The organism is Rathayibacter sp. YIM 133350, assembly GCF_037404875.1.
GTDB lineage: Bacteria > Actinomycetota > Actinomycetes > Actinomycetales > Microbacteriaceae > Orlajensenia.
Genome location: NZ_JBBELO010000011.1, coordinates 23,990 through 45,739 on the forward strand (window position 1 = coordinate 23,990; position 21,750 = coordinate 45,739).

Consider the following 21,750-nt stretch of genomic DNA (forward strand, 5'->3'; position numbering starts at 1 on the left):
GACCGTCACAGATCGCAATGCGGGGGCGTCCTCGGGTTCCCGTGCGACATGCTGGAGTCCCCCGCAGCAACAGGAGAGTCCGCCATGCCCGCACGCCGCATCCTCACCCGTGTCCTTGCCGCCGCAGCCGTCCTCGGTACCGCAGCGGCGCTGACGGCATGCGCCTCGGACAGCGGCTCGTCGGGCGGCGACTACATCACCGACGGCAAGCTCACCATCGGCACGGCGGAGCCCGCCTACTTCCCGTGGGTCATCGACGACAAGCCGGAGTCGGGCAAGGGCTTCGAATCCGCCGTCGCCTATGCCGTCGCCGACAAGCTCGGCTTCGACAAGGACGACGTGGTCTGGGTGCGCACCACCTTCGACGAGGCGATCGCCCCCGGCCCGAAGGACTTCGATTTCAACCTGCAGCAGTTCTCCATCACGGACGCGCGCAAGAAGGCCGTGGACTTCTCGTCGCCCTACTACGAGACCACCCAGACGGTCATCACGGTCGAGGGTTCCCCCGCCGCGTCGGCGACCTCGATCGCCGACCTCAAGAAGTTCTCGATCGGAGCCCAGACGGGCACGACGAGCCTCACCGCCATCGAGAACCAGATCAAGCCCGACTCCGCTCCGCAGGTGTTCAACTCCAACGACGACGCGAAGCTCGCCCTGCAGAACGGCACGGTCGACGCCATCGTCGTCGACCTGCCCACCGCGTTCTACCTCACCGGGGCCGAGCTCGACGGCGGCAAGATCATCGGCCAGCTGCCCACCGCATCCGGCACCGAGGGCGACCGCTTCGGACTCGTGCTCGCGAAGGACAGTCCGCTGACCGCCAAGGTGACGAAGGCCGTCGACGACCTGCGCTCGGACGGCACACTCGACGACCTCGCGAGCACCTGGCTCGGGTCGGCTGAGACCGCACCCGTGCTCAAGTAGGCTTCGCGGGTGATTCCCACCCTCTCCTCCGAGGATGCGCCGAGCACCCTCGAACTCGGCCGGCGCGCTTACCGCCGTCGCCAGGGTCGCCGATCGGTGCTCGTCAGCCTCGGCAGCACGCTCGTGTTCGCCGTTCTGGCCTGGCTGCTCGTGGTCAACACCCCCGGGTGGAGCCGGGTGCAGCAGAGCTTCTTCAGCCCCGATGTCGCGATCGCCGCCTTCCCGCGGGTCATCGAGGGGTTCCTGCTGAACCTGCGGGTGCTGTTCTTCGCCGTTATCGGCGTCGCCGCCTTCGCCCTTCTTCTCGCGTCGCTGCGCACGCTGCGAGGCCCGCTGTTCTTCCCGTTGCGCGCCCTCTCGGCCGCGTACACCGATCTCTTCCGCGGCGTTCCGCTCATCATCGTGCTCTACGTCGTGGGGTTCGGCGTTCCGGGGCTCGGGGTCTTCCCCCGGATGCCGCAGGAGTTCTGGGGCACGATCGCCCTCATCCTGGTCTACTCGGCCTACGTCGCCGAGGTCTTCCGTTCCGGCATCGAGGCGGTGCACCCGTCGCAGCGGCTCGCGGCTCGCTCCCTGGGCCTCAGCTACGGCCAGACGATGCGCCGCGTCGTTCTCCCCCAGGCCGTGCGCAAGGTCACCCCGGCCCTCATGAACGACTTCGTCGCGATGCAGAAGGACGTCGGCCTGGTCTCCGTGCTCGGAGCCGTCGACGCCGTGCGCGCCGCGCAGATCGAGACGGCGCAGTTCTTCAACTTCACCCCGTACGTCGTGGCCGGGCTGCTGTTCGTCTTGCTCGCCTGGCCGATGATCCGGTTGACGGATTGGTACACGGCCCGGGTGCGCGCCCGCGAGCAGATGGGCAGCATCGTATGAGCGGCGCCACCGACCCGGTGCTGCGACTGCGCGGCATCCGCAAGTCCTTCGACGGCACGCCGGTGCTGCGCGGCATCGACCTCACCGTGCACCGCCACGAGATCGTCGCCCTGATCGGCGCGAGCGGATCGGGCAAGTCGACGCTGCTGCGCACGGCGAACCTTCTCGAGCGCATCGATGACGGGCAGATCCTGCTTGGCGACGACGACATCAGCGATCCGCGCACCAAGCCCGACGCCGTGCGGGCGCGCATCGGCGTGGTGTTCCAGCACTACAACCTCTTCCCGCACCTGTCCGTGCTCGACAACGTCACCCTTGCCAGTCGCACCGTGCACCGCACCTCCCGATCGGATGCCGAGAAGCGCGGCCTCGCACTGCTCGAGGCGATCGGACTGGCCGACAAGGCACGGGAGTTCCCCGACCGTCTCTCGGGCGGTCAGCAGCAGCGGGCGGCGATCGTGCGCGCCATCGCGACGGAGCCGGAGCTGTTGCTGCTCGACGAGATCACGAGCGCCCTGGATCCCGAGCTCGTCGGCGAGGTGCTCGCCCTCGTGCGGGAGCTCGGGGCCAGCGGAACCACCATCCTCATGGCCACCCACGAGATGGCCTTCGCCCGCGAGGTGGCCCACCGCGTGGTCTTCCTCGACCAGGGGGTCATCGCCGAGCAGGGCGAGCCCGAGTCGCTGTTCACGCATCCCGAGAACCCGCGCACGCGGGAGTTCCTCGCCCGGTTCCTCGCCTAGTCGAGAGAGAGCGGCGAAACCTTCCTCCGACGTATTGAAACGCAGATGAGGAGTGCAAAAGAAGGCAGCAGAATCCTTGCAGTTCTCGAACACGTGTTCTAAACTGGGGGTATGGCGGCGATCCTGGAAGACCTCAAGAACTTTGAGGACTTTGAGGATTTCGATGATGAGGACTGGTCGCCGACCGAGCGCGGGCATCTCGAGGACTGCCTGGATCAGGTGCGGGACGCTGAGGTCGCTGCCGCCCGGGCTTCTGCGGGGGTGTATGCGATGATCGCCACCGTCCTGGAGGCGGCCCGGCGCTCACCGGAGATCTATGTGGGTTCCGTGCAGGTGTCCACCCGGATGTTCTCGGAGTTGTTGGAACGGTGTGTGGCGAAGGATCTGGCGTTGCGGCTCTCGATGGCCGAGAACACCGTGCGGGGCATGATGTGCGACGCGGAGATGCTGACCGGCTCGTTCCCGTTGATCTGGGCGGGCTTCCGCTCCGGGGTCATCACCCAACCCGCCGCGCTCGCGTTGATGGCCGCCGCCCGCGGGCTCCCGGAGGAACTGTGTGACGCCTACGATGCCGCCCTGGCCGAACCGGCGCAACGGCTGACTCCGGGGAAGTTGAAGACGCGGGCGCGGATGGTGCGGGAACGGCTGGAGCACACCACGAGGCAGGAGCGCTTCGATACCGCGGCAACGTATCGGCGGGTCGATTTGGAACCGGGCGCGGATGGGATGGCGTGGTTGCACATCTATGACCGCGCCGCCGTGCTCGTGCGGGCGAAGGCGCGGATCGATGCGAACGCGAAACGGATCGCCGACCAGGCCGATGAACGACGCACGTTGGAGCAGGTGCGTGCCGATGTGGCCGGTGACCTGCTCACGAGCTTGTCAAGTTTTCTGTGTAAGTGGGTTGGTGGTGGGTTTTACAGGTGGGGGTTGATGCGCTCGGGGTAGGCCAGGGCGAGTTGCTCGAGGGCTTGCTTCCAGTTCGTGGTGATGGCGCCTTCGACTAGTCGTGGTTCGGCTTTGCGTTTGTCTGAGGGCAGGCCGCGTTCCTTCTGGCGGGCGCGGGCGCGTTTGTCCTCGATGTCGCAGATCGCCAGCCACAGCAGCTTGATCGCGGCGGCGTCGTTGGGAAAGTGGCCGCGGCTTTTGGTGACCTTGCGGAGTTGGTAGTTCAGCGACTCGATCGCGTTGGTGGTGTAGATCACCCGGCGCAGCTCGGGCGGGAATGCCAGGAACGGGATGAAGCGTTCCCACGCGTCGCGGAAGGTCTTCACCGCGGACGGGTAGCGTCGGCCCAACATGGAGTCCGCGAACGCGTCCAACGCGGCCAGGGCGGCGTCCTCGGTGGCGGCTTGGTAGATCGGTTTCAGCGCCGCGGCGAGGATCTTGCGGTCTTTGTAATTCACGAACCGCATCGCGGCACGGATCAGGTGCACCACGCAGGTTTGCACGGTCGCTTCCGGCCAGGTCGCCGCGATCGCTTCGGGGAACCCGGTCAGGCCGTCACAGCAGACGATGAGCACGTCACGCACGCCCCGGTTGGCGAGCTCGGCGCACACCGACGCCCAGAATTTGGCGCCCTCGCTGGTTTGCACCCAGATGCCCAGGACGTGCTTGATGCCCTCCATGTCCACGCCCACGGCGATGTGCGCGGCCTTGTTGCGCACGTGCCCGCCGTCGCGGATCTTCACCACGATCGCATCGAGGTAGATCACCGGGTAGAGCGCTTCCAGCGGCCGCTGCTGCCAGGCCAGGACCTCTTCAGCGACCTGATCAGTGATCTTCGAGATCGTCTCGTGTGAGAGTTCCGTGCCGATCGTCTCCGCAAGGTGATGCTGGATGTCGCGGATCGTCATCCCGCCGGCGTAAAGCGAGATGATCATCCCGTCTAGACCGTCTAGACGACGTTGCCCCTTCGGGACCAGCATCGGCGTGAACGTGCCGTTACGATCCCGCGGGATCGCCAGATCGACCTCGCCGATCTCGGTCGAGACCATCTTGGGTGTCGTGCCGTTGCGGGAATTCGGGTACAACGACGCCTCGACGTCGCCGCGCTCGTAGCCCACATGCTCGGTCAATTCCGCTTCCAGGCCCCGCTCCAACGTGGCCTTCAGCATCCCGCCGAGCAGGCCCTGCTCGCCGGTCAGCGGCTCGCCCGCATCGATCTTCGCGAAGATCTCATCCAACGCGCCCGAACTCTTCAACCGATCCGCCAGCTCCTTCTGACGCCGGCGACGCTCCTCGCGATCCGCACTGATAGCCATGGAATCCATGATGTTCTCCTTAAGGACGAACCTCACCGCTTACACAGACCATCTGACACCCTCCTGCTCACCGGAGCCGGCACCCCCTACCAGGTGCGCACCGAAGTCTTCGTCACCGTCCCCGTCCTGCGCATGATCGGCACCGACGGTGCCGGCGGTACGGGCGCGCGTGAGGCCGGGGTGGAGGCTGCCCAGCAGATCGCCGCAGCGGATGCGGCCACGCTCGAGGGCTACGGCATCATCGATGATGACACCGCCCGCGCTCTCTTTGCTCAGGCGCCGAGTTTCCGGCGGATCGTCACCGACCCGTTCACCGGCATCAAACTCGCGTTGGGTCGCACCCGCTACCGCCCGACGCGGGAGATGCGGGACTGGCTGCGACTGAAGTACCGCACCTGCGCGGAACCCGGCTGCAACCGGCCCGCCAAAGAGTGCGACATCGATCACTCCCACGACTGGCAATACGGCGGCCCCACCGACGAGACCAACCTCGCCAACCTCTGTAAACCCGGCCACACCGTCAAACACGAAACCCGGTTCCGATACGAACGCAACAAAGCCGGCACCCTCACCATCACCACCCCCACCGGATACAGCAAAGACACCGACGAACCACCCTTCTGAGCCCGGCTACCCAAGGGGCGGGGCTCAGGGACGCCGATGCTCAGCCGGCCAGCAGGGCCGCTATCGTCGGCGGAACGTCTTCGGCCACGTCGAGGGCGGTGATCGGGCCGCCGCCCGACGCGAGCTCCGCCGCACGGCCGTGCAGCCAGGCGGCGGTGGCCGCGAGGGCGGGCAGGGCCACACCCGCATCCGAGCGGATCTCGTCGGAGTGCGTCGCGACGAGTGCTCCGAGGATGCCGGCGAGCACGTCGCCCGTGCCGGCCGTCGCAAGCCAGCCCGGCGCATCCGGTACGGCGATGACGTCGGCTCCGGGATGCGCGGCGTGCGTCGTCGAGCCCTTGAGCAGCACCGTGGCGCCGAGCGCCTCCGCGGCGCGGCCGGCCCACTCCGCCGGGTCCTTCGCGATCGCCTCGGCCGTGGCGTCGGGATGCGTGGGCTCGAGCACCCGGGCGAGCTCGCGCGCGTGCGGGGTGATGACGAGCGGACCGGCGGCATCGCCGATGAGGTCGAGTGCTCCGGCGTCGAGCACGGTGGGGACCCCCTCGAGCATGGCCTGCTTGATCTCGCCTGCGACGAGGAACGTGCGCCGGGCCGGGTTCATGCCGGAGCCGATGAGCCAGGCCTGCACGCGGCCGGTGCCCGTGACGACCTCGGGCCGGCGCAGCAGCACCGCGGCGCGGACCGCCCTCGGACCGACGTAGCGCACCATGCCGACGCCGGTGCGCATCGCCGCCTCCACCCCGAGCACGGCCGCGCCCGGATAGTCGGGAGAGCCGGTGATGATGCCCAGGACCCCGCGGGTGTACTTGTCGTCGCTTCGACCGGGCACGGCGATCCAGTCCCGGGCCTGGGCTGCCGTCCATGTGAGCGTCATGCTCTCACGATAGGTTGTCGAGAGATGAATGGAACAGACCTCCCCGAACAGCGCTCCCCCATCACCCTGCCCGGCCGCGTCGTGGTCTTCGACTACGGCGAGGTCATCTCGCTCGAGCCGAGCCTCGAGAACCGTCGGGCCCTGCTGCACATCGCCGGTGTTCCCGCCGCGGATGCCGACGCGTTCTGGAGTGCCTACTGGTCGCCGCGGGCGGAATTGGACCGATGCGGCATCAGCATCCGTGAATACTGGCGATCGGTCGGCGACGCGATCGGCCGCAGCTTCGGCGACGAGCTCGTCCACCAGCTCTGGCTCACCGATTTCACCGGCTGGCTGAGCATCAACCCGGGGACGGCGACTGTGCTCGAAGACCTCGCCGCCGGCGGCACCCGCCTGGCGCTGCTCTCGAACGCCGGACCCGACTACTCCAGCTTCTTCCGCAGCGGAAGCCTCGGCCCGCTCTTCGAGCAGGCCTTCGTCAGCGGCGAACTCGGCCTCATCAAGCCGGACCCGGCGATCTACCGGCACGCCCTCGAGGCGCTCGGGATCGAACCGCACGCCATGGTCTTCATCGACAACAAGGCCGAGAACGTCGAGTCGGCCCAGGCGCTCGGCATCACCGGCCACGTCTTCACCACGCCCGCCGAACTGCGCGCCTTCCTGACCGCGCTCGCCGCCGAGTAGAACCAGAGAGCCGCATGCCTTCCCTCTTCGATCCCTTCACCGTGCGCGGAACGCAGATCCGCAACCGCATCTGGCTGCCGCCGCTCTGCCAGTACTCCGTGCTCGAGCGCGACGGCGTGCCCACCGATTGGCACCTCGTGCACCTGGGCTCCTTCGCCGCCGGTGGCGCGGGGCTCGTTCTCGCCGAGGCGACCGCCGTGAGTCCGGAGGGGCGCATCAGCCCGCACGACACCGGCATCTGGAACGACGAGCAGACGCAGGCGTGGGCACGCATCACGGCATTCCTGCACACGCAGGGGGCGACCGCCGGCATCCAGCTCGCCCACGCCGGCCGCAAGGCCTCAGTCTGGCCGGAGTGGGGATTCGAGCAGCACGGCACCATGCCGTCCGACCAGGGAGGGTGGGTCACGGTCTCGGCATCCACACAGGCGTTCGGGGAGTACGCCGCTCCCGAGGCGTTGGATGCCGCAGGCATCAGCACTGTCGTCGAGGACTTCGCCCGTGCGGCCGGCCGGGCCATTCGGGCCGGCTTCGACCTCGTGGAGGTGCACGCCGCGCACGGCTACCTCGTGCACCAGTTCCTCTCACCCCTCTCGAACCGGCGCACCGACGACTACGGCGGCTCGCTCGAGAACCGCGCGCGCCTGCTGCTCGAGATCGTGCGCGCCGTGCGCGCCGAGGTCGGCGAGGCGGTGCCGGTGTTCGTGCGGTTCTCCGCGAGCGACTACGCCGAGGGTGGCTGGGACCGCGAGCAGACCGCCACCGTGGCCCGGTGGGCTCACGAAGCCGGGGCCGACGTCTTCGACATCTCCAGCGGCGGCAACATCTCCGGCGCCCGCATCCCGGTGGGTCCCGGCTACCAGGTGCCGTTCGCCGAATACGTGCGCGAGCAGGCCGGCGTGCCCGTCGCCGCGGTCGGGCTCATCACCGACCCGCGCCAGGCCGAGCAGATTCTCACCTCGGGACAGGCGGATGCGGTGCTGCTGGGCCGCGCGATGATGCGCGATCCGCACTGGGCGCTCCGCGCCGCCTTCGAGCTCGGCGTCGAGCCTTCCGGGCTATGGCCGGCGCAGTACGTGCGGGCGCGACCCTCAGCCGCCGGAGGCAGCTGGTAACGCCCCGGTCCGACGCTCAGTTGCGCCGGGTGGCGTCCTGCACCTCGCCGACGAGCTCCTCGATGATGTCCTCGAGGAAGAGCACACCCGTGGTGCGCCCCTCCGCGTCGAACGCCTGCGCGAGGTGCGCGCCGCTGCGCCGCATGGCCGCGAGCGCGTCCTCCAGGTCGGTGCCCTCGAAGATCGAGGCCAGCTGCCGGATGCGCTTCGTCGGCACCGCCTCCTCGGGCGAGTGGCCGTCGTCGACGAGGTCGAGGTCGATGACGTCCTTCAGGTGCAGGTAGCCGATCGCCGAGCCGGCAGCATCGACCACGAGGTAGCGCGAGAAGCCGTGCTTGGCGACCGCACGCTCCAGGTCAGTGGCCGTCAGGGCCTGCGGCAGGCTGATGACCTCGCTCAGCGGAACGGCGACGTCCTTCACCTTCTTCGTCGTGAACTCGAACGCGGCGTTCAGGGCGCCGGTGCGGTCCTGCAGCACGCCCTCGCGCTGGGACTGCCCCACGATCGTCGCGACCTCCTCGAGGGTGAAGGTCGAGCTCGCCTCTGACTTGGGCTCGATGCCGAGCAGCTTGACGGCGCCGTTCGCGATGGCGTTCAGCGCGCCGATCACGTGCCGGAAGAAGCGGGCGATGCCCACGAGCGGTGTCGCCAGCAGCAGCACGGCGGTGTCGGGCGCCGAGAACGACAGGTTCTTCGGCACCATCTCGCCGAGCACGACGTGCAGGTACGACACCAGCAGCAGGGTGATGAGGAAGGCGATGGTGCCGATGACCTGCTCCGACCAGCCGGTGAGGTGCAGCGGCCCCTCGAGCAGGTGGTGGATGGCGGGCTCCGAGACGTTCAGGATGATCAGCGAGCACACCGTGATGCCGAGCTGGCAGGCGGCGAGCATGAGGGTGACGTGCTCCATCGCCCACAGCGCCGTCTTGGCCCGCATGCTGCCCTTCTCGGCGAGGGGCTCGATCTGCGAGCGCCGAGCGGAGATCACCGCGAACTCGCTGCCGACGAAGAACGCGTTGACCGCGAGCAGCACGACGAGCCAGAGGATGCCGATCCAGTCGTTCATCGCAGGGTCCTCTCGGCCGCGTCGACCGCATCCGTCTGCTGCGGGGCTTCGGGCTCGAAGCGCAGCCGGTCGATGCGGCGCCCCTCGAGTCGTGCCACCGCGAGCGTTCCGCCATCGATCGGCACGGTGTCTCCCACGACGGGCAGGCGACCCAGCTGGGCCATCACGAATCCGGCGACCGTCTCGTAGGCACCGTCTTCGGGCACGACGAGGCTCGTGCTCTCCCGAAGCTCGTCGGGGCGCAGGATGCCGGGGAAGGTGATGCCGTCGGGTCGCCGCACGATGCCGGCCCGGGAGCGGTCGTGCTCGTCCGCGACCTCGCCGATGAGTTCCTCGACGAGGTCTTCGAGCGTCGCGACGCCGGCCGTGCCGCCGTACTCGTCGACGACGACGGCCATCTGGAATCCGCGGCCCCGCAACTCGCCGAGCAGGGTGTCGAGCTTCATCGTCTCGGGCACCCTGAGCGCCTCGGACTGCAGCGCGGACACCGGTACGTCGGCGCGGCGCGCACGCGGAACGGCCACGGCCTGCTTGATGTGCACGATGCCGACGACGTCGTCGATGTCCTCATCGATCACCGGGAAGCGCGAGTGGCCGCTGCGGGCGGCGGCGTCGAGCACCGCGGCCGCCGAGTCCGTCCTCTGCACGCTCACCAGCCGGGGTCGAGGAGTCATGACATCGGATGCGGTGTGGTCGGAGAAGGTGAGCGTGCGGCTGAGGAGCGTGGCCGTGTCACGCTCGAGCACGCCGGCGCTCGCCGAACGGCGCACGAGGCTCGAGAGCTCCTCGGCGGTGCGTGCTCCCGAGAGCTCCTCCTTCGGCTCGACTCCCACCATGCGCAGCAGTCCGTTGGCGCTGCCGTTCAACAGCAGCACGGCGGGCTTGAACACGGCGGTGAAGACGACCTGGAAGGGAATGACGACGCGCGCGGTCGCCAACGGCACCGCGAGCGCGAGGTTCTTGGGGATGAGCTCGCCGAGGATCATCGAGAGCAGGGTGGCGATCGTCACCGCGATGATGGTCGCGACCGGCATGATGACGCCGGAGGGTATGCCCCAGGCGGTGAACGGGCCGGCGAGCAGCGTGCTGATGGCGGGTTCCATGGTGAACCCCGTCAGCAGGGTGGTGAGGGTGATGCCGAGCTGCGCGCTCGAGAGGTGCGTCGACGTGTGCGCGAGCGCGCCGATCATCATGCCGAGGCGGGTCTCCCCGCGATCCCGCCGTGCCTCGAGGTCGGCCCTGTCGAGGTTGACCAGAGCGAACTCGCTGGCGACGAAGAAGCCCGTGCCCACGGTCAGGACGATGCCGATGCCGAGCATGATCCACTCATACATCTGCGGCACCCCCGGGAGTCACGGGCGGAGGTCTGTGGCTGCTACTGGGAGGGTCATCCATGCTGAGCCCATCATAACGGAGCAGCCGGCGGCATCCGCAGTGCGGAAAGGCCTACCAGCTGACCGGAAGGGCCTTGCCCTCTTCGTATCCCGCCGCCGACTGGATGCCGACGCGGGCGCGCTCACGGAACTCGGCGATACTGCCGGCGCTCGCGTAGGTGAACGAGGACCGCAGGCCCGCCGTGATCATGTCGAGCAGGTCCTCGACAGACGGACGCAGCGGGTCCAGGTAGATGCGGCTCGACGAGATGCCCTCGGCGAAGAGCTCCTTGCGCGCCCGTTCGAAGGCGTCCAGCCGGCCGAAGCGCTCGCGCACGGCCTTGGTCGACGCCATGCCCCAGCTCTCCTTGTAGAGCCGGCCGACGCCGTCGGTCGCGAGTTGTCCTGGCGCCTCGATGGTGCCCGCGAACCACGATCCGATCATGACGGATGCCGCACCCGCCGCCAGGGCGAGCGCCACGTCGCGCGGGTAGCGCACTCCGCCGTCTGCCCAGACGTGGGCGCCCTTCTCGCGCGCCGCCGTGGCGGTCTCGAGCACCGCCGAGAACTGCGGACGGCCGACGGCCGTCATCATGCGGGTGGTGCACATGGCGCCGGGCCCAACGCCCACCTTCAGGATGTCGGCGCCCGCATCCACGAGGTCGGCCACGCCGTCGGCGGTCACGACATTGCCCGCGACGATGGGGAGGCCGAGTCCGAGGTCCTTCACGGTGCGGATGGCACGCAGCATGCCCTCCTGGTGACCGTGTGCCGTGTCGATGACCAGAACGTCGACTCCGGCCGCCGCGAACGCGCGCGCCTTCGCGGCCACGTCGCCGTTGATGCCGATGGCGCACGCCACGGCCAGCCGGCCCGAGGCGTCGAGGTTGGGCGTGTAGATCGTGCCGCGCAGCGCGCTCCTGCGACTGAGGGTTCCCACGATCTCGCCGTGGTGCAGCACGGGCGCGAATTCCAGCCCGGCGTCGTTCATGAGCTCGAAGGCGCGGCGCGGCGAGTCGACGTCATCGGCGTCGAGCGAGGCGAGCCGGCCGTGCAGCAGGTCGCCCAGTCGGGCGTCGGGAAGTGCGGTGGCCAGCCGTGCGGCGGGGATGCAGCCGGCGAAGCGGTCATCGTCATCGACGACCACGATGCCGTGCCCTTCGACGGCCGGCACGAGCAGCAGCGCGTCGGCGACCGTCTCATGACGCCCCAGCACGAGCGGCGTGTCGAACGCCACCGACTGGTCCTTCACCCAGCGGATCGCCTCGTCGAGCTCCTGCAGGTTCATGTCCTGGGGCAGCACCCCGAGTCCGCCGCGCCGGGCGAGCGTGGCCGCCAGTCGAGGACCGGTGACCGAATTCATGTTCGCCGACACGATCGGGATGCTCGCCGCGGTACCGTCGCCCGGAGCGAGCGAGACGTCGAATCGGCTCGCGATGGCGGACCGGCTCGGCACGAGGAACACATCGGAGTAGGTCAGATCGTGCGTCGGCGTCGTCTGATAGAACTCCATGCTGCTAACCGTAATCCTCCCGTTGCATCGCCGGGGATTCGGGAATGACCGTGTGTGCTCCCAAACGGGATTAAGCTGGATGACGTGCGCGCCCACCCGTGGGAGGTCGCGGCGCGCGGAGCGAAGAATCAACGGAGAGAGTGGGCGACGCCAGTGTCGAGCCAATTGACCGGGTCACAATCCGACGAGGCCACGGCAGCAGAATTCGGAGCCAATGAGTGGCTCGTCGATGAGATGTACGAACAGTACGTCTCCGACAAGAACTCGGTTGACCCCGCGTGGTGGCCGACTCTGGAGAGCTACCACCAGGCCGTGATCGCTCGGGAGCAGGCCGCCGCTCACACGAACGGCGAGGCGCCCGCAGCCGGCGCATCCGATGCCGCCGCCACGGCCGTCGAGTCCGTCGAGGCGCCCGCCGCGCCCGCCGCGCCCGCCGACTCTGCGCCGCAGACCCGGCCGATCACCGCCCCCATCCCCGTGATCGGCTCCCAGCCGGCCGCCCGCACCACCTCGCTCGCGCCGAAGCCCGAGCCCGTGCCGGCCGACGTCCCCATCACGAGCCCGCAGCCGGTGCAGGCCGGAACGCCGCCCGAAGAGGCCCACGACGAGGTGCTCCCCCTGCGCGGAATGGCGAAGAGCCTCGCCGTCAACATGGACCAGAGCCTCACGGTGCCGACCGCCACGAGCGTGCGCACCATCCCGGCGAAGCTCCTCATCGACAACCGCATCGTCATCAACAACCACCTGCGCCGCACCCGCGGCGGCAAGGTGAGCTTCACCCACCTCATCGGCTGGGCGCTCATCCAGGCGCTCAAGCAGTTCCCGAGCCAGAACGTCTACTACGAAGAGGTCGACGGCAAGCCCAGCGTTGTGAAGCCGGCGCACATCGGCCTCGGCATCGCCATCGACATCCCGAAGCCCGACGGCTCGCGGGCGCTGCTCGTGCCGGCGATCAAGCGCGCCGACACCATGACCTTCGCCGAGTACCTCTCCTCCTACGAGGACCTCGTCAGCCGCGCGCGCCAGAACAAGCTGACGGCCGACGACTTCAAGGGCGCCTCGATCTCGCTGACCAACCCCGGCGGCATCGGCACGGTGCACTCGGTTCCTCGCCTCATGCGCGGCCAGGGCTGCATCATCGGCGCCGGCGCGCTGGAGTACCCGGCCGAGTTCCAGGGGGCGAGCGAGAAGACCCTCACCGACCTGGCCATCGGCAAGACCATCACCCTGACCTCCACGTACGACCACCGCGTCATCCAGGGCGCCGGCTCGGGCGAGTACCTGAAGATCGTGCACGAGCTGCTCACCGGCCAGCGCACCTTCTTCAGCGACATCTTCTCGGCCCTGCGCATCCCGTACGTTCCCATCGAGTGGGCACCCGACATCAGCGTCGACACGATGCAGGCCGTCGACAAGACGGCGCGCGTGCAGGAGCTCATCAACGCCTTCCGCGTTCGCGGCCACCTGCAGGCCGACATCGACCCGCTCGAGTACGTGCAGCGCTCGCACCCCGACCTCGACATCGCCAGCCACGGGCTCACCTTCTGGGACCTGGATCGCGAGTTCGTCACCGGCGGCTTCGGCAACAAGCGCCAGGCGCTGCTGCGCGACATCCTCGGCGTGCTGCGCGACTCCTACTGCCGCACCATCGGCATCGAGTACATGCACATCCAGGACCCGGTGCAGCGCACCTGGATCCAGGACAAGGTGGAGCGCAAGTACGAGAAGCCCACGCACGACGAGCAGATGCGCATCCTCGGCAAGCTCAACGAGGCCGAGGCGTTCGAGACGTTCCTGCAGACCAAGTACGTCGGCCAGAAGCGCTTCAGCCTCGAGGGCGGAGAGTGCACCATCGCACTGCTCGATGAGATCCTGCAGGGCGCTGCCGCCGACGGCCTCGACGAGGTCGCCATCGGCATGGCCCACCGTGGCCGGCTGAACGTGCTGACCAACATCGCGGGCAAGACCTACGGCCAGATCTTCCAGGAGTTCGAGGGCCACATGGCCGGAGCGGGCTCGGGAGACGTGAAGTACCACCTCGGCACAGAGGGCACCTTCGTGGGCGCCGGTGGCGAGGAGCTCGGCGTCTACCTGGCGGCGAACCCGTCGCACCTCGAGGCCGTCGACGGCGTGCTCGAGGGCATCGTGCGGGCCAAGCAGGACCGCAAGCCCATCGGCACCTTCTCGACGCTGCCCATCCTCATCCACGGAGATGCGGCCATGGCCGGCCAGGGCGTCGTCGTCGAGACCATGCAGATGTCGCAGCTGCGCGGCTACCGCACCGGTGGCACCATCCACGTCAACATCAACAACCAGGTCGGCTTCACCACGCCGCCCACCGAGGGCCGCTCCTCGATCTACTCGACCGACGTCGCCAAGACCATCCAGGCGCCGATCTTCCACGTGAACGGCGATGACCCCGAGGCCGTCGTCCGCGTCGCACGCCTCGCCTACGAGTACCGCCAGGAGTTCCACCGCGACGTCGTGATCGACCTGGTCTGCTACCGCCGTCGCGGTCACAACGAGGGAGACGACCCCTCGATGACCCAGCCGCTGATGTACAACCTCATCGAGGCCAAGCGCAGCGTGCGCAAGCTCTACACCGAGGCCCTCGTCGGTCGCGGCGACATCACCGAGCAGGAGTACGAGCAGGCGCACGCCGACTTCCAGGACCGCCTCGAGCGCGCCTTCCTGGAGACGCACGCCGCCCAGACCTCCTCGATACCGGCCATCGAGTCCGACTCCGGCGATGCCGCGGGCGAGCCAGACACCACGGGCGTCTCCGAGCGCGTCGTGCACCTCATCGGCGATGCCTTCAACAACAAGCCGGCCGGTTTCACGGTGCACAACAAGCTCGGCCAACTGCTCGCCAAGCGTGCCGAGATGAGCCGCAACGGCGGCATCGACTGGGGCTTCGGCGAACTGCTCGCCCTCGGTTCCCTTCTCGTCGAGGGCACGCCGGTGCGGTTCGCGGGTCAGGATGCCCGGCGCGGCACCTTCGTGCAGCGCCACGCCGTGCTCCACGACCGCGTCAACGGGCAGGAGTGGCTGCCTCTGGCCAACCTCTCCGACAGCCAGGCGCGCTTCTGGATCTACGACTCGCTGCTCAGCGAGTACGCGGCCATGGGCTTCGAATACGGCTACTCCGTCGAGCGGGCGGACGCCCTCGTGCTCTGGGAGGCCCAGTTCGGCGACTTCGTCAACGGGGCGCAGACCATCGTCGACGAGTTCATCTCCTCTGCCGAGCAGAAGTGGGGCCAGCGCTCGAGCGTCGTGCTGCTGCTGCCGCACGGCTACGAGGGCCAGGGGCCCGACCACTCCTCTGCACGCATCGAGCGCTTCCTGCAGCTGTGCGCCGAGAACAACATGACCGTCGCCCGCCCCTCGACGCCCGCGTCGTACTTCCACCTGCTGCGTCGCCAGGCCTACCAGCGCCCACGTCGTCCGCTCGTCGTCTTCACGCCGAAGTCGATGCTGCGCCTGCGCGGTGCCACGAGCGAGGTCGCCGACTTCACGAACGGCAAGTTCGAGCCGGTCATCGACGACGCGCGCATCACCGACAAGGCCGCGGTCAAGCGCGTGCTGTTCCTGGCGGGAAAGATCTACTACGACCTGCGCAGCGAGCTCGAGAAGAACCCGAACCCCGAGGTCGCCCTCGTGCGCGTCGAGCAGTTCTACCCGCTGCCCGGTGCGGAGCTGAAGGCCGCCGCCGACCAGTACCCGAACGCGGAGCTCTACTGGGTGCAGGACGAGCCCGAGAACCAGGGCGCCTGGCCGTACTTCATCCTCGAGACGAGCAAGCTGGGCCCGCGCCCGGTCGGCGTCATCTCGCGGCCGGCATCCGCCTCCCCCGCCGCCGGCTCGTCGAAGCGGCACGCCGCCGAGCAGGCCGAGATCATCCGGAGCGCCCTCACGATCGGTTGAGGCTGAGGCCTCTCCGAAGCTTCGACGGCCACCAGATCGGCGCGCCGATGTCGTAGGCGAGCGCCGGTACGAGCAGCGAGCGCACCAGGAAGGTGTCGATCAGCACGCCGAAGGCGACGATGAACGAGATCTGCGCGAGGAAGAGGATCGGCAGCACCCCCAGGGCGGCGAACGTGGCGGCGAGCACGAGCCCGGCCGAGGTGATGACGCCTCCCGTGACGACGAGCCCGCGCAGCACGCCGTCCCGGGCGCCGTGGGCCGCGCTCTCCTCCCGCACCCGCGTCATGAGGAAGATGTTGTAGTCCACGCCGAGCGCCACGAGGAAGATGAAGCCGAAGAGCGGCACGACGGGGTCCGCCCCGGGGAATCGGAACACCTCGTTGAACACCACCGCCGAGACCCCGAGCGCGGCCGCGAACGAGAGCACGACCGTGCCGATGAGCAGCAACGGCGCCACGATCGCCCGCAGCAGAAGCATGAGGATGACGAGGATCACCGCCAGCACGAGGGGGATGATCAGGTTCCGGTCGTGGATGGACGCCGTCTTGGTGTCGAGGGCCACGGCCGTCGGACCGCCGACGAGCACCTCGTCGGAAGCGCCCGCGAACTGCGACCGCAGCGCGCGCACCACCTCTTCCGCGGCATCCGAGTCGCTCGCGTAGGCGAGCGTCGCGGTCAGTTCGACGTTGCCGTCGACGACCGTGGGCTCCCCTGCCGGCGCGCCCGGCGGACCGAGCGGCTGGATGCCGTCCTCCGTGACCGGGAGGGATCCGGCCGGGGAGTCTGAGGACGCCACCGCAACCGACTCGACGCCCTCGACCCCGAGGGCGGCGTCCGCCACATCCTGCAGGTCGTCCTTCGGCGCGATGATGACCGCTGGCGTTCCCGACCCGGCCGGGAAGTGCTCGCCGAGCAGCTTCTGCCCGTCGCGGGCCTGGGACTGCCCGAGCACGAAGTCGCTCGCCGGAACGCCGTCGGCCTTCAGCTGCGTCAGCCCGAGGGCGAGCACGCCGAGAAGGACGACGCAGCCGATCCAGACCAGCCGGCTGCGGCCGGAGACGAATCGGGCGACGGCGGGCCACAGGCCGCGGCGGCCGACGACATCGTCGGGGGCGGTGTGGGCGCCGACCCGCGGACGCACCGGCCAGAAGGCGACCCGGCCTGCCCAGAGCAGGAGCGCCGGAAGCAGGGTCAGCGCCGCGAGCAACGAGAAGACGATGCCGATCGCGGCCACCGGCCCGAGGATCTTGTTCGAGTTCAGTTCGCTCACGAGCAGCATCAGCAGGCCGGCGATGACCGTGCCGCCCGAGGCCAGGATCGGCTCCCACGCGCCCTTGAGGGCGGCCAGCGTCGCGGCCCACTTGCCCTCGACGGCATGCAGCGCCTCGCGGAACCGGGCGATGTAGAGCAGCGAGTAGTCCGTCGCAGCGCCGATCACCAGGATGAAGAGGATGCCCTGCGTCTGGCCGTTGATCACGAGAACGTCGGCCCTGGCGAGCGCGACGACGACGAGAACGGCGGCGCAGAGCGCGCTCATGCTCGTTCCGAGCACGATGATCGGCAGCAGCGGTGAACGGTAGACCGCGATGAGGATGAGGAAGACGGCGCCCAGGGCGACCCCGAGCAGGATGCCGTCGATGCCTCCGAAGGCGTTGGAGAGATCCGCCGTGAAGCCGGCCGGACCGGTGACGGCCGCCGTCAGGCCGTCGCCCTCCGTCTCGGCCACCCGTTGCCGCAGGTCGTCGACGACGGTCTTCACCTCGGCGCCGCTCTCGATCTGCACGAAGACCTCTGCGGCCGCGCCGTCCTCGCTCGTGACCGCGGGCGAGACGCCGTCGTCGGCCACCCCATCCACCGCCTGGAACGCCGTGGCGTCCGCGTCGATCGCTGCGGTGTCGGCCTGGCTCAGCCCGCCGTCGCGGGCGTACACCACGATGGCCGGGATCGTGTCTCCCGTGCGGAAGTCCGACTGCAGGTTCTGCACCCGCGTTGCCTCGGCATCCGCCGGCAGGAACTGTGACTGGTCGTTCTCGACGACGTCGCTCAGACCGCCGAAGGATGCCCCTCCGGCGCCGAAGAGGGCGAACCAGATGAGGATGAGCACCGCGGGAAGGAGCACCCGCAGCCAGCGGGGAACACGCGGCGGGCGCCGCCGCAGGTGCTCGTGCGGCTCACTGCCGTGCTCCACGGATGCGGGGGCTGGGGTGGATGAGGGGTGGCTCACCCTGCAATGCTAACCGAGTTAGTCAGCAGCTGGCGAATAGTCAGCCAGCTGCCGAGATCAGTGCGTTGCCTGGTACTCGCGGATGGAGGAGAGCACCTGCACGCGCAGTTCCTCGGGGGCGATCTCGCGGCAGGCGCGTTGCACCGCGACCGTCAGCACCGCTCCGACGTGGTGTTCGTTCGTGCAATCGGGGCAGTGCTCGAGGTGCTCACGAATGTCCTGGGCGTCTTCACGGCACAACTCGTTGTGCAGGTACTCCTCGAGTTCCGCACGTGCTTTGTCACAACCGCAGTCGGTCATTTCCTGCTCCTGGGTTCAGCGGGGGCAGCGGCAAGTCCGATGCCCTGCTCCGCGGCGTATTCGGCGAGTGATTCGCGAAGCATCCGTCTGCCACGATGCAGACGGCTCATCACGGTGCCGATGGGGGTCTTCATGATGTCGGCGATCTCCTGGTAGGCGAAGCCCTCGACATCAGCGAGGTAGACGGCGAGGCGAAAGTCTTCGGGAATGGCCTGGAGCGCATCCTTGACCGCGCTGTCGGGTAGGTGGTCGATGGCCTCGGCCTCCGCGGAGCGGCTCGACATGGCGGTCGTCGAGACGGCGCCGCCGAGTTGCCAGTCCTCGAGCTCGTCGATGGTGCCCTGGTAGGGCTCCCGCTGCTTCTTGCGGTAGGTGTTGATGTACGTGTTGGTCAGGATGCGGTAGAGCCACGCCTTGAGGTTGGTGCCCTGCTCGAACTGCCGGAAGGCGGCGAACGCCTTCACGAAGGTCTCCTGCACGAGGTCCGCCGCGTCGGCGGGATTCTTCGTCATGCGCATGGCGGCCGCGTACAGCTGGTCCATGAACGGCAGCGCCTGCTGCTCGAAGAGAGGGCCCAGATCTGCGTCGTCAGTTTCCCGGTTCATCACCGGTAATCCTAGGCTCTCGGACAGGGAGAGCACGGGTGGCGCTGTGACCGCAGTACGGTACGCGGGCATCCGCCGCGTCTCCCATGGCGCGGATGTGAGGGGTGGCGTGGGTCGGGTCAGCGCTGCTGCGACCATGACGGCCTCCCTTCGTAGTTGTGCACCGGCTATCGTGATAACCGATGCTGATCTCGCGATATTCCGCACCGGACTTCGATCCGTACGGCGACCGGAGCCCCGAGGGCGGCGATGAGCTGTGGGCGGCCCCGACGGCCGGCGCTCCGATCGACACGGTGGTGCAGCTTCCCGGCTCGAAGTCGCTGACCAATCGCGAACTCGTCCTCTCGGCCCTCGCGGCCTCCCCGTCACGCCTGCGCTCCCCCCTGCACTCACGCGACACCGCCCTCATGGTGCAGGCGCTGCGCTCCCTCGGAACGCGCATCGACGAGGTCGCCGGCTCCGGTTCCTACGGCCCCGACCTGCTCGTCACCCCGGCTGAGCTGACCGGCTCCACCACCATCGACTGCGGCCTGGCCGGCACGGTCATGCGCTTCCTCCCGCCGGTGGCCGGGCTCGCACTGGGACCGACGACCTTCGACGGCGACGAGGGCGCGCGGCGCCGTCCCATGGCCACGACCATCTCCTCCCTGCGCGCCGCCGGCGTCGACGTCGACGACAACGGCCGCGGAACCCTCCCCTTCACCGTTCACGGCACCGGCACCATCCGCGGCGGCGCGCTCGAGATCGACGCCTCCGCCTCGAGCCAATTCGTGTCAGGACTCCTGCTCGCCGCCGCCCGCTTCGAAGATGGGCTGGAACTGCGCCACAGCGGCGAACGCCTTCCGAGCCAGCCGCACATCGACATGACGGTCGCGACGCTCGCCGCCCGCGGAGTCGAGGTCGGTCAGCCCGAGCCCGGCTTCTGGCGGGTGGCCCCATCCGTCATCGAGGGTCGCGACGTGGCCATCGAACCCGACCTCTCCAACGCGGCGCCCTTCCTCGCGGCGGCGCTCGTGGCCGGCGGCACCGTGCGCATCCCCGGTTGGCCGGCGACCACGACCCAGGTCGGAGACGACCTGCTGAGGCTGCTGCCGTTGTTCGGCGCCCGCGTGGAGCGCGACGGCGACACGGTCATCGTCTCGGGAACCGGACGCATCACAGGGGTCGAGCTCGACCTCTCAACGGCAGGCGAACTGGTGCCGAACCTCGTGGCCCTCGCCGCCCTCGCCGAGGGCCCGAGCACCTTCACCGGCATCGGTCACATCCGCCACCACGAGACGGACCGGCTGGCGGCGCTCGCGGCCGAGATCAACGGCCTCGGCGGCAGCGTGACCGAGCTCGACGACGGCCTGCAGATACAGCCCGCACCGCTTCACGCAGGCGTCTGGCGCAGCTACGCCGATCACCGGATGGCGACCACCGGCGCGATCATCGGCCTTGCGGTACCCGGTGTCGACGTGCACGACATCGGCACGACCGCCAAGACCCTCCCCCAGTTCCCCCAGCTCTGGCACGGGATGCTGTCCCCCCGCATCAGCCCGTCGATCGACCCGCTCCAACTCGGCCTATGAGCTGGTGGGAGAGCGACGACGACGAGGACGAGCCGGAGTTCGACGAGGCCGACGTGCGGGTGCGCCCCAATCCCAAGGGCAACCGACCGCGCACGAAGGTGCGTCCGGAACATCGCGAGGCCCTCATCGCCCGCGTGCTCGGCGTCGACCGGGGGCGTTACACCGTGCTGGTGGCCGAGGGAACGCCCGAGGAGCGCGAGGTGACGGCCACCCGCGCCCGTGAACTGCGCAAGCAGGCCATCGTGACCGGGGACCGGGTCGACATCGTCGGCGATGCCTCGGGTGATGAGGGCAGCCTCTCGCGCATCGTGCGCATCCGGGAACGCACGACGCTGCTGCGCCGCAGCGCCGATGACACCGACGAGGTCGAGCGGGTCGTGGTCGCAAACGCCGACCAGATGCTCATCGTGGTGGCCGCCGCCAACCCCGAGCCCCGCATCCGGCTCGTTGACCGGTACCTCGTGGCGGCCTTCGACGCCGGCATCACTCCGATGCTCTGCGTGACCAAGACCGACATCGCCGATCCGTCCGCGTTCCTGGCGAACTTCGCCGGCCTCGACCTGCGTGTCTTCACCTCGCGCAAGGGAGAGATCCCGCTCGAGGAGATCACCGCAGCGCTCGTCGGGCACGACACGGTGTTCGTCGGTCACTCCGGCGTCGGCAAGTCCACACTCGTGAACGCCCTCGTGCCGGGAGCCGACCGCGCCATCGGCGTCGTGAACGCCGTCACGGGTCGCGGCCGGCACACCTCCTCGTCGACCATCTCGCTGCGCCTGGACACTCCGCTCGGCGACGGCTGGGTCATCGACACCCCGGGGGTGCGTTCCTTCGGACTCGGTCACGTCGACCCCGACAACATCCTCAAGGCCTTCGGCGACCTCGCCGTCGTCGCCGAGAACTGCCCGCGCGGCTGCACCCACCTGGCGGACGCCCCCGACTGCGCCATCATCGAGGCGGTCGAGGCCGGTGAACTCGGCGAGAGCGGGCCCGCACGGCTCGACTCCCTGCAGCGGCTGCTGCAGACCTTCTCGGAGCGCCCGACGTACTGAGACGCGGCCAGTGGGCGGCGAGTG

At 69.0% G+C, this 21,750-nt stretch carries 18 protein-coding genes; 10 read left to right on the forward strand and 8 right to left on the reverse strand.

All coding sequences use genetic code 11. From position 1 onward, the window contains the following. Positions 1-84 precede the first annotated feature (84 nt). The 4 genes from WDJ51_RS01850 to WDJ51_RS01865 all read left to right on the forward strand — a co-directional run bounded on the left by WDJ51_RS01850 (position 85) and on the right by WDJ51_RS01865 (position 3,488). Complete coding sequence (locus WDJ51_RS01850) at positions 85-924, forward strand: ABC transporter substrate-binding protein (protein ID WP_337850720.1); 840 nt, start codon at positions 85-87, stop codon at positions 922-924. Between the two features lie 9 nt (positions 925-933). Then, a complete protein-coding gene (locus tag WDJ51_RS01855; RefSeq protein WP_337850721.1) occupies positions 934-1,797 on the forward strand; it encodes an amino acid ABC transporter permease in 864 nt (287 codons plus the stop codon). Then, complete coding sequence (locus WDJ51_RS01860) at positions 1,794-2,540, forward strand: amino acid ABC transporter ATP-binding protein (RefSeq protein ID WP_337850722.1); 747 nt, start codon at positions 1,794-1,796, stop codon at positions 2,538-2,540. The genes WDJ51_RS01855 and WDJ51_RS01860 overlap by 4 nt, the downstream gene beginning before the upstream one ends. A gap of 111 nt (positions 2,541-2,651) precedes the next feature. Beyond that, positions 2,652-3,488: a DUF222 domain-containing protein gene (locus WDJ51_RS01865; RefSeq protein WP_337850723.1), complete on the forward strand. Its 837-nt coding sequence runs from the start codon at positions 2,652-2,654 to the stop codon at positions 3,486-3,488. Here the strand turns inward: WDJ51_RS01865 and WDJ51_RS01870 are convergent. After that, the gene (locus WDJ51_RS01870) at positions 3,458-4,804 is read right to left on the reverse strand and encodes an IS256 family transposase (protein WP_443218453.1); all 1,347 of its coding nucleotides are present in this window, start codon (positions 4,802-4,804) and stop codon (positions 3,458-3,460) included. The genes WDJ51_RS01865 and WDJ51_RS01870 overlap by 31 nt on opposite strands. A 93-nt stretch (positions 4,805-4,897) precedes the next feature. Between WDJ51_RS01870 and WDJ51_RS01875 the strand changes: the two genes are divergently transcribed. After that, the gene (locus tag WDJ51_RS01875; protein WP_337850725.1) at positions 4,898-5,428 is read left to right on the forward strand and encodes an HNH endonuclease signature motif containing protein; all 531 of its coding nucleotides are present in this window, start codon (positions 4,898-4,900) and stop codon (positions 5,426-5,428) included. Positions 5,429-5,468: 40 nt separating this feature from the next. Here WDJ51_RS01875 and WDJ51_RS01880 read toward each other — a convergent pair whose 3' ends face one another. After that, positions 5,469-6,302 (reverse strand): ADP-dependent NAD(P)H-hydrate dehydratase, encoded by an 834-nt coding sequence (locus WDJ51_RS01880; protein WP_337850726.1) that lies wholly within the window; start codon positions 6,300-6,302, stop codon positions 5,469-5,471. 24 nt (positions 6,303-6,326) lie between these two features. Here WDJ51_RS01880 and WDJ51_RS01885 point away from each other — a divergent pair, with 24 nt between their 5' ends. Next, a complete protein-coding gene (locus WDJ51_RS01885; RefSeq protein ID WP_337850727.1) occupies positions 6,327-6,986 on the forward strand; it encodes an HAD family hydrolase in 660 nt (219 codons plus the stop codon). Between the two features lie 14 nt (positions 6,987-7,000). Then, on the forward strand, positions 7,001-8,101 hold the full coding sequence (locus WDJ51_RS01890; RefSeq protein WP_337850728.1) for an NADH:flavin oxidoreductase/NADH oxidase: 1,101 nt from the start codon (positions 7,001-7,003) through the stop codon (positions 8,099-8,101). 16 nt (positions 8,102-8,117) lie between these two features. Here the strand turns inward: WDJ51_RS01890 and WDJ51_RS01895 are convergent, their stop codons facing one another. The 3 genes from WDJ51_RS01895 to WDJ51_RS01905 all read right to left on the reverse strand — a co-directional run bounded on the left by WDJ51_RS01895 (position 8,118) and on the right by WDJ51_RS01905 (position 12,053). Further along, positions 8,118-9,167 carry a hemolysin family protein gene (locus WDJ51_RS01895; protein ID WP_337850729.1) on the reverse strand — a complete coding sequence of 350 codons (1,050 nt, stop codon included), beginning with the start codon at positions 9,165-9,167 and terminating at the stop codon, positions 8,118-8,120. Next, positions 9,164-10,501 (reverse strand): hemolysin family protein, encoded by a 1,338-nt coding sequence (locus WDJ51_RS01900; protein WP_337850730.1) that lies wholly within the window; start codon positions 10,499-10,501, stop codon positions 9,164-9,166. The genes WDJ51_RS01895 and WDJ51_RS01900 overlap by 4 nt, the downstream gene beginning before the upstream one ends. Positions 10,502-10,613: 112 nt before the next feature. Further along, a complete protein-coding gene (locus tag WDJ51_RS01905) occupies positions 10,614-12,053 on the reverse strand; it encodes a GuaB1 family IMP dehydrogenase-related protein (RefSeq protein WP_337850731.1) in 1,440 nt (479 codons plus the stop codon). Positions 12,054-12,206: 153 nt separating this feature from the next. Between WDJ51_RS01905 and WDJ51_RS01910 the strand changes: the two genes are divergently transcribed. Further along, the gene (locus WDJ51_RS01910) at positions 12,207-15,977 is read left to right on the forward strand and encodes a multifunctional oxoglutarate decarboxylase/oxoglutarate dehydrogenase thiamine pyrophosphate-binding subunit/dihydrolipoyllysine-residue succinyltransferase subunit (protein WP_337850732.1); all 3,771 of its coding nucleotides are present in this window, start codon (positions 12,207-12,209) and stop codon (positions 15,975-15,977) included. Here WDJ51_RS01910 and WDJ51_RS01915 read toward each other — a convergent pair. The 3 genes from WDJ51_RS01915 to WDJ51_RS01925 all read right to left on the reverse strand — a co-directional run bounded on the left by WDJ51_RS01915 (position 15,964) and on the right by WDJ51_RS01925 (position 19,106). Continuing rightward, positions 15,964-18,135 (reverse strand): MMPL family transporter, encoded by a 2,172-nt coding sequence (locus WDJ51_RS01915; protein WP_337850872.1) that lies wholly within the window; start codon positions 18,133-18,135, stop codon positions 15,964-15,966. The two genes, WDJ51_RS01910 and WDJ51_RS01915, sit on opposite strands and share 14 nt — an antisense overlap. Before the next feature lie 123 nt (positions 18,136-18,258). Continuing rightward, positions 18,259-18,501: a zf-HC2 domain-containing protein gene (locus tag WDJ51_RS01920; RefSeq protein WP_337850733.1), complete on the reverse strand. Its 243-nt coding sequence runs from the start codon at positions 18,499-18,501 to the stop codon at positions 18,259-18,261. Further along, positions 18,498-19,106, reverse strand: a complete 609-nt coding sequence (locus WDJ51_RS01925) for a sigma-70 family RNA polymerase sigma factor (RefSeq protein ID WP_337850734.1) — start codon at positions 19,104-19,106, stop codon at positions 18,498-18,500. Before WDJ51_RS01925 ends, WDJ51_RS01920 begins: the two co-directional genes overlap by 4 nt. Before the next feature lie 182 nt (positions 19,107-19,288). On the opposite strand from WDJ51_RS01925, the gene aroA reads away from it, so the two are divergent. Further along, the gene (aroA, locus tag WDJ51_RS01930) at positions 19,289-20,677 is read left to right on the forward strand and encodes a 3-phosphoshikimate 1-carboxyvinyltransferase (protein ID WP_337850735.1); all 1,389 of its coding nucleotides are present in this window, start codon (positions 19,289-19,291) and stop codon (positions 20,675-20,677) included. After that, on the forward strand, positions 20,674-21,726 hold the full coding sequence (gene rsgA / locus WDJ51_RS01935) for a ribosome small subunit-dependent GTPase A (RefSeq protein WP_337850736.1): 1,053 nt from the start codon (positions 20,674-20,676) through the stop codon (positions 21,724-21,726). Before aroA ends, rsgA begins: the two co-directional genes overlap by 4 nt. Positions 21,727-21,750 lie beyond the last annotated feature (24 nt).